This window comes from Hydrogenophaga sp., assembly GCF_018780075.1.
Lineage (GTDB): Bacteria > Pseudomonadota > Gammaproteobacteria > Burkholderiales > Burkholderiaceae_C > Hydrogenophaga.
The window spans coordinates 125,017-132,902 of record NZ_JADMKB010000105.1 but is presented as its reverse complement, the minus strand read 5'-3'; the positions used below and the strand labels follow the sequence as shown (position 1 = coordinate 132,902).

At 69.0% G+C, this 7,886-nt stretch carries 6 protein-coding genes and 1 pseudogene; 2 read left to right on the top strand and 5 right to left on the bottom strand.

The features are described 5' to 3' along the window. The 4 genes and pseudogenes from IV088_RS17830 to IV088_RS17815 form a co-directional block, all read right to left on the bottom strand. A pseudogene (locus IV088_RS17830) lies at nt 1–721 on the bottom strand (glutamine synthetase); the annotation flags it as partial. A gap of 53 nt (nt 722–774) precedes the next feature. Continuing rightward, the gene (locus IV088_RS17825; RefSeq protein ID WP_291104957.1) at nt 775–1,551 is read right to left on the bottom strand and encodes a DUF3025 domain-containing protein; all 777 of its coding nucleotides are present in this window, start codon (nt 1,549–1,551) and stop codon (nt 775–777) included. 5 nt (nt 1,552–1,556) lie between these two features. Further along, nucleotides 1,557–2,594 carry a dihydroorotase gene (gene pyrC, locus IV088_RS17820; protein WP_291104954.1) on the bottom strand — a complete coding sequence of 346 codons (1,038 nt, stop codon included), beginning with the start codon at nt 2,592–2,594 and terminating at the stop codon, nt 1,557–1,559. Between the two features lie 166 nt (nt 2,595–2,760). After that, nucleotides 2,761–3,681, bottom strand: coding sequence for a LysR family transcriptional regulator (locus tag IV088_RS17815; RefSeq protein WP_291104952.1), 921 nt, complete (start codon nt 3,679–3,681; stop codon nt 2,761–2,763). 133 nt (nt 3,682–3,814) lie between these two features. Between IV088_RS17815 and IV088_RS17810 the strand changes: the two genes are divergently transcribed. Continuing rightward, nucleotides 3,815–5,161, top strand: coding sequence for an aspartate aminotransferase family protein (locus IV088_RS17810; RefSeq protein ID WP_291104950.1), 1,347 nt, complete (start codon nt 3,815–3,817; stop codon nt 5,159–5,161). A 35-nt stretch (nt 5,162–5,196) separates the two neighbouring features. Here the strand turns inward: IV088_RS17810 and IV088_RS17805 are convergent, their stop codons facing one another. Continuing rightward, on the bottom strand, nt 5,197–6,120 hold the full coding sequence (locus IV088_RS17805; RefSeq protein WP_291104947.1) for a LysR substrate-binding domain-containing protein: 924 nt from the start codon (nt 6,118–6,120) through the stop codon (nt 5,197–5,199). A gap of 116 nt (nt 6,121–6,236) precedes the next feature. On the opposite strand from IV088_RS17805, the gene IV088_RS17800 reads away from it, so the two are divergent. Beyond that, nucleotides 6,237–7,787: an acetyl-CoA hydrolase/transferase family protein gene (locus IV088_RS17800; RefSeq protein ID WP_291104945.1), complete on the top strand. Its 1,551-nt coding sequence runs from the start codon at nt 6,237–6,239 to the stop codon at nt 7,785–7,787. Nucleotides 7,788–7,886 lie beyond the last annotated feature (99 nt).

The following is a 7,886-nucleotide window of genomic DNA, read 5'->3' as shown; positions in this document are numbered from 1 at the left end:
CCTGGTCGGCCACCGCCACCGGGTCGCCGTGCAGCAGGTTGATCTCGTACTGGTTTTCACCCACCTCGTGCAGCCAGGTGTCGGCACGGATGCCCAGGCCGTCGATCGCGGCATGGAAGGCGTCCCAGAACGGCGCCAGTTCGTTGAGCGCGTTCAGGCTGAAGGCCGACTGGCCCACCTCGGGGCGACCGCCTTTGCCGGTGGGCGAGGCCAGCGGCAACGCCGGGTCGGTCATGGCGGCCGTCAGGTAGAACTCGATCTCGGGTGCGATCACCGGCGTGAGCCCCGCTGCGGCATAGCGCGCCACCACGTTCTTCAGCACCGAGCGCGGCGCGAACTCGCACAGGCTGCCGTCCATTTCATGGGCGTCGTGCACCGCCAGGTACCGCGGCGTGCTGGCCCAGGGCGAGCGCTTGAGCGTGTGGAGATCGGGCACCAGGCGCACGTCCGGGTCGCTGTCCGGGAAGACCGGGTCGTCGCTGTACTCGCCCGTCACGCACTGCATGGGGATCGCCTGGCAGATGCGCAGCTCGCTGCCCGCGGCGAAGCTGGCGGCGGGCATGAGCTTGCCGCGCGGGTAGCCGGTGACGTCGGCGAACAGGCACTCCACGTCGCGCACGCCGGTCTCTCGAAAGTGGGCGGCGAGTGTGGCGCGGTCGCCGTCCGTTGACAGGTTGAGGTGCGCCCACGAGGGCACAGAAGACGTTGAGGTCAATGTCATGGGTTGTCCAGCAAAACAATCGGGAGCGCCGTCGGCCGGCGGCGCGGCGCGCCTCAGGCGGGCACGCGCCTGGGGCGGAACACCCCGGCATCGGCATAGTAAGCGGGGTCTTCATTGGCGGGGCACCAGCCCGGCACGCCCAGCACCGGCAGCGGCGTGAAGGGTTTGGCGCCCAGCTCTGCCGCCGTCAGGCGAGCGGCCAGCCAGGCGTCCCACGCCCCCAGGTCGCCGCCCAGGGCCAGTGGCACCGGCTCGCGGTAGACATGGCCGGTGATGGACTTGTAGGGCGCGACCAGCTTCTCCAACAAGGCGTGGCCGAACAGCACCAGCCGCGCCTGCGCCCACAGGGGCCGCAGGTCCACGAAGAGGCGGGTCCATTCGCGCGCGACCAGCGCGTCCCAGAGCGCGTCCGGGGCCTGCAGCAGCACGGCGTTTTCATCGAACAGCGTGATCGCGTCGCGCACCGGCCCACGCACCTGTCCCACGCCGGCCTGCTGGATCTCGGCCGCCTGCAGGCGGTTGAGCAGGCGCTTGGTGGCGGGGAAACGTTGCCAGCACAGGCCGTTGAAGAAGTCGTGCAGGCCTTCGCGCGTGGGCACGGTGCCGGTGTCGAAGATGAACCGCTCGTAGGCCACGGCCTCGGGCAGCTCGGTCTGCGGCACGAAACGCGGACCTGCGGTGCCGACGCGCTGCGTCAGCGCCTGCGGCAGCGGAACACCTTGTTCGCAGGCACTGCGCACCGCAGCGCCCGCTTCGGCGAACGGCGCGTTCCAGGGCCGAGCCCAGTCGGGCGCCGGCCAGGTCTGCTCCGCCTTGCCCACCGCACACATGCGGATCAGGCCACCAGCTTCCAGGGCAGTGCTTCGCCCGAACGCAAGGGCTTCAGCTCGGCCTCGCCGAAGGCAAAACTCTCGGGCGGCGTCCAGCTTTCGCGCTTCAGCGTGATGGTGCCGGTGTTGCGCGGCAGGCCGTAGAAGTCCGCACCGTGAAAGCTCGCGAAGCCTTCCAGTTTGTCGAGCGCACCGGCGGCATCAAACGCCTCGGCGTACATCTCGATCGCGGCGTGGGCGGTGTAACAGCCGGCGCAGCCAGTGGCGTGTTCCTTCAGGTGGGCCGGGTGCGGCGCGCTGTCGGTACCCAGGAAGAATTTGGCGTTACCACCGGTGGCCGCGGCCACCAAGGCCTGGCGGTGGGTTTCGCGCTTCAAGACCGGCAGGCAGTAGTAGTGCGGGCGGATGCCGCCGGTGAAGATGGCGTTGCGGTTGTAGAGCAGGTGGTGGGCGGTGATGGTGGCGCCCAGGTTGGCGTCGGCCTCGGCCACGTACTGCGCCGCCTCTTTGGTGGTGATGTGCTCCATCACGATCTTCAGGCCCGGAAAGTCCTTGCGCAGGGGTTCGAGCTGCTGCTCGATGAAGACGGCCTCGCGGTCGAACAGGTCGATGTCCGGCGACGTGACTTCGCCGTGCACCAGCAGCAGCACACCGGCCTTCTGCATGGCTTCGAGCGTTTGGTAGGTCTTGCGGATGTCGGTCACGCCCGCGTCGCTGTTGGTGGTGGCGCCGGCCGGGTAGAGCTTGACGGCGACCACGCCGGCGTCTTTGGCGCGGGCGATCTCGTCGGCCGGCAGGTTGTCGGTCAGGTACAGCGTCATCAGCGGCTCGAAGGCCACGCCCGCCGGCACGGCGGCGCGGATGCGCTCGGCGTAGGCCAGGGCCTGGGCCGCGGTGGTCACCGGCGGCTTGAGGTTGGGCATGATGATCGCGCGGCCGAACTGAGCGGCCGTGTGCGGCACCACGGTGTGCAGGGCATCGCCGTCGCGCACGTGCAGGTGCCAGTCGTCGGGGCGGGTGAGGGTCAGGGTGTCTGGGGTCATGGCATCGGTTCCTACGGTCGCCCGAATTGTCCCATGGCCCCCGGGCCCGCTGGCCACCCCGCGGCATGAACCGGTGCCGCCCAGGGCACCGCCGGTCCGGCTTCGCCGGCCGGCCAGTGCCGCCCCCTTGAGGGGGTCGCGCGAAGCGCGGCGGGGGTGTTTCAATTCAGGCCGGGGCGTGGGCCGCCACCAGACACTGCAGGAAGGTCTGCGTCAGGCGCGAGGTCGACGACGGCCCGCGCGTCACCGCAACGAAGTCCACCAGATAGCCCACCTCCGCCGGGCCCAGGCGCCGCATCTCGCCCTGGGCCTCGAACAGCGCCGCGTAGTGCTCGGGCAGGAAGCCCACGTAGCGGCCCGAGCGCACCAGCAGCGCGACCGCCTCCTGGTCGTTGACCACGGCGCTGCGCTTGAGCCCCAAGCGGCGCGTCGCCTCCATGTTGGGGGAGTGAAAGGCCAGCCCGGCGAACTCCACCGCCCGCAGGTCGTCCAGCCCCACCCGCTGGCGACCAAACAAGGGGTGTTCGCGCCCGCCGTACAGGCGCATCTGCTCGGGGAACAGCGGCGCGTAGTTCAGGCTTTGCGAGCGCCGGTGGTCGGGCACGATGGCCAGCTGCAGCTGGCCGTCGATCACCGCGGGTTCGAGCACATTGATCGCCCCCACCGTCAGGTCCAGCCGCACCTGCGGCGCCCGCTCACGAAACGCGCGGATGGCGCGGTCGATGCGCGCGGCGGGGTTGGTCACGGTCTTGTCGAACAGGCCCAGGCGCAGCGTGCCGGTGAGCTCCCCGTGCATCTGACCGACGTGGGTGCGGAACGACTCCAGCGCGTCGAGCAGCTGCAGCGTGTCGGCGTGCACCCGCTGGCCGTCGTCGGTCAGCGCGAAGCCGCCGCGCCCGCGCCGGCACAGCACCAGCCCCAGGCGCTGCTCCAGGTCCTTCACGTGGCGGCTGATGGTGGAGCGGCCGATGTTGAGCTCCAGCTCGGCCGCCGCCATGCCACCGCAGTCGACCACCGCCTTGAACACCTTGAGCAGCCGGATGTCGGTGTCGCCCACCTGCCCCAGCCAGGCCTTGGAATGCGCCATGCCTCACCGCCTTTGTTTCGTGGATATGAAACTGTATGGTGCCACGTTGCCGTTGAATGAATTCGACACCGGTCCCAGAATCGCGGCTCCTGCAGCTGACTGCGGCTGCTTTTTCCCCTACCGGAACCCCACCATGGACATGACCGACCTGAAATCCACCGCCGGACTGACCGCGGCCCAGCTCGACGCCCACTGGATGCCTTTCTCGGGCAACCGCCAGTTCAAGGCCGACCCGCGGCTGATCGTGGCGGGCGAAGGCGTGCACCTGATCGATGCGCAGGGTCGCCGCATCTTCGACGGGCTCTCGGGCCTGTGGACCTGCGGCCTGGGCCACTGCCGCAGCGAGATCGCCCAGGCGATCGCACAACAGGCCGCGACGCTGGACTATTCGCCCGCCTTCCAGTTCGGCCACCCGGCCGCGTTCCAGCTGGCCGAAAAGATCGTGCAGCACATGCCCGCCGGCCTGGACCGGGTGTTCTTCACCGGCTCGGGCTCGGAGTCGGCCGACACCGCGCTCAAGATGGCCCGGGCCTACTGGCGCCTCAAGGGCCAGGCCAGCAAGACCCGCTTCATCGGCCGCGAAAAGGGCTACCACGGCGTCAATTTCGGCGGCATCTCGGTCGGTGGCATCGGCGGCAACCGCAAGACCTTCGGCCAGGGCGTCGAAGCCGACCACCTGCCGCACACCCAGCCGCCGGCCGGCTCGTTCATCAAGGGCATGCCAGCCGAAGGCGGCGAGGCGCTGGCCAACCGGCTGCTGGACCTGATCGCGCTGCACGACGCCAGCAACATCGCCGCCGTCATCGTCGAACCTTTCTCGGGTTCGGCCGGCGTGGTGATTCCGCCCGTGGGCTACCTGCAGCGCCTGCGCGAGATCTGCACCCAGAACCACATCCTGCTGATCTTCGACGAGGTCATCACCGGCTTCGGCCGCTGCGGCGCCTGGACCGGCGCCGAGGCCTTCGGCGTCACGCCCGACATCCTGAACTTCGCCAAGCAGGTCACCAACGGCGCGGTACCGCTGGGTGGCGTGGTCGCCACGTCGGAGATCTACAACACCTTCATGACCGCGGGTGGCCCGGACTACCTGGTCGAGTTCGCGCACGGCTACACCTATTCGGCCCACCCGCTGGGCTGCGCCGCCGGCCTGGCGACGCTGGACCTGCTGGAGAAGGAAGACGCGCCCCAGCAGGTGCGCGCGCTGGCGCCGCATTTCGAGCAGGCCGTGCACAGCCTCCAGGGCGCGAAGCACGTGCTGGACATCCGCAACCACGGGCTGGCCGCCGGCCTGTCCATCGCACACGCACCGGGCGGTCCGGCGCTGCGGCCGTACCAGGTGGCCATGCACTGCTGGAAGAAGGGCTTTTACGTGCGCTACGGCGCCGACACCCTCCAGCTCGCGCCGCCCTTCATCACCACGCCCGCGCAGATCGATTCGCTGGTGAATGCCGTGGGCGAGGCGCTGGCGGCCACCGACTGACACACCCGGCAGCGCGGCCGCGCTGGCAGCCCGGCTCAGCCCTTGGTCTGGGCCAGGTGCGTCTGCAGGTCTTCCCAGAAGGCGTCCACCGACCCCTTGCCTTTGCGGGTGCCGGGCCGCTCGCGGTAGATGCGAATGTCCAGCGAGGTGTCCAGCCCCTGTCCGGCACTCACCAGTCGCTTGCCGCGCAGTTCGCGCCGCACGGCGCTGGCGGGCAGGAAGGCGATGCCGTGGCCTTCGAGCGCCATGGCTTTCAGGCCCTCGGACATGTCGGTCTCGTAGATGCGGTCCAGGTGCACCGGCGTCGGGCTCTGCTTGAGCACCTGCTCCACCGCGCGGCCCATGTAGGCACCGGGCGCGTAGGCCAGGTAGGGCAAGGGATGGGCCACCGTGCCGGGCAGCGTGAACAGCGGTTCACCCTGCTCATTGGGCTTCACGAACGGCGCCAGCGTCTCGCGCCCCAGCGGCAGCATCTCGTAGCGCGCGGCGTCGAGCTGGATCGGCTGCGAGGTGTGGTGGTAGGCGATCAGCAGGTCGCAGCTGCCCTCCACCAGGCGCATCACGGCGTCGTGCACGTTCATCGCGATCAGGCGGCTCTTGATGGGGCCACAGCTTTCGCGCAGGCCCGAGAGCCACGAGGGGAAAAACGTGAAGGCCAGCGTGTGCGGCACGGCGAACTCGATCACGTCCTGCGCCGCCGCCGTGTGGGCGCGCAGCATGGCGCGCGTGCTCTGCAGCGCCTGCAGCATCTCGATCGACTGGTCGTACAGCGTCTGCCCGGCGGGCGTGAGCCGCGTGGGGTAGGACGACCGGTCCACCAGATCGGTGCCGGCCCAGGCTTCCAGCGACTGGATGCGACGCGAGAACGCGGGCTGGGTCACATGGCGCAGCTGCGCCGAGCGGCTGAAGCTGCGGGTTTCAGCCAGGCTCACAAAGTCTTCCAGCCACTTGGTTTCCATGGCCGCGGATTATGCGCGCCGCTCATAACCCGCGGAAACGGTGTTTTTTCGACGCTTGGTGGCCACGGTCATCCGTTACGATGCCCGCACCCTAGGGTTTACCCTTAATTCACACCATGACACAGAATCCGCCCCCTGTCTTCCCGTCCCGCATCGCCCACGCCGGCCTGCGCCAGAAAATCATGTCGGCCGAGGCCGCCGCCGCCCTTATCGAACACGGTGACCACGTGGGCATGAGCGGCTTCACCGGCGCGGGTTACCCCAAGGCGATCCCGCTCGCGCTGGCGAAGCACATCCAGGCCCACCACGACGCCGGCAAAGCATTCCGCATCGGCGTCTGGACCGGCGCCTCCACCGCGCCCGAGCTCGATGGCGCGCTGGCCAAGGTGGGCGGCATGGACATGCGCCTGCCCTACCAGTCCGACCCGACCTGCCGCGCGCGCATCAACGACGGCGAGATGGCCTACATCGACATCCACCTCTCGCACGTGGCGCAGTACGTGTGGTTCGGCTTCCTTGGCCAGCTCAACGTGGCCGTGATCGAGGTCGCCGGCATCCTGGAAGACGGCCGCCTGATCCCGGCCACCTCGGTGGGCAACAACAAGACCTGGCTGGACCAGGCCGACAAGGTCATCCTGGAGGTCAACCACGGCCACACGCTGGACCTGGAAGGCATGCACGACATCTACTACGGCACCGAGCGCCCGCCGCACCGCAAGCCGATCCCGATGACGCACGCCGGTGACCGCATCGGCGAGCCCTACCTGCGCTGCGACCCGGCCAAGGTGATCGCCATCGTCGAAACGAACCTGCCGGACCGCGACACCCGCTTTTCGGCGCCCGACGAAGCCTCGAAACGCATCGCCGGCCACCTGATGGCCTTCCTGCAGGACGAGGTGGCCCAGGGCCGCCTGCCGCCCGAGCTGTTGCCGCTGCAGTCCGGCGTGGGCAACATCGCCAACGCCGTGATGGAGAGCCTGAACGAGGGCCCGTTCAACAACCTGCAGGGTTACACCGAGGTGCTGCAGGACGGCATGCTGGCCATGCTCAAGTCCGGCAAGATGGCCATGGCCTCGTCCACCGCGCTCTCGTTTTCGGCGCCCGTGATGCAGGAGTTCCTGGCCAACCTCGACCTCTACCGCGAGCGCATCGTGCTGCGGCCACAGGAGATCAGCAACCACCCCGAGGTGATCCGCCGCCTGGGCATCATCGCCATGAACGGCATGATCGAAGCCGACCTGTACGGCAACGTGAACTCCACCCACGTGATGGGCACGCGCATCATGAACGGCATCGGCGGCTCGGGCGACTTCGCGCGCAACGCCTACCTCTCGGTGTTCATGACCCCGTCCACCGCCAAGGGCGGCAGCATCAGCTGCATCGTGCCCATGGTCAGCCACGTGGACCACACCGAACACGACGTGCAGATCATCGTCACCGAACAGGGCCTGGCCGACCTGCGCGGCCTGTCACCGCGCCAGCGCTCGCGCCGCATCATCGAACGCTGCGCCCACCCCGACTTCCAGCCCGCGCTGCTGAACTACGTGGAACGCAGCGAGGCGAATGCGCGCGCCGGGCACGGCGGCATGCACACGCCGCATTTGCTGGACGAGGCGCTGAGCTGGCACAACCGGTACGAGCAGACGGGAAAGATGCAGGCGGATTGAAGGTGGGCGGGGGTCGCTCCGGTCACTCGGCTGGCGTTGCCCTCACCCCTGCCCTCTCCCAGAGAGAGTGTGTGAAGAAGGGGAGTCCGCTCCCGAATC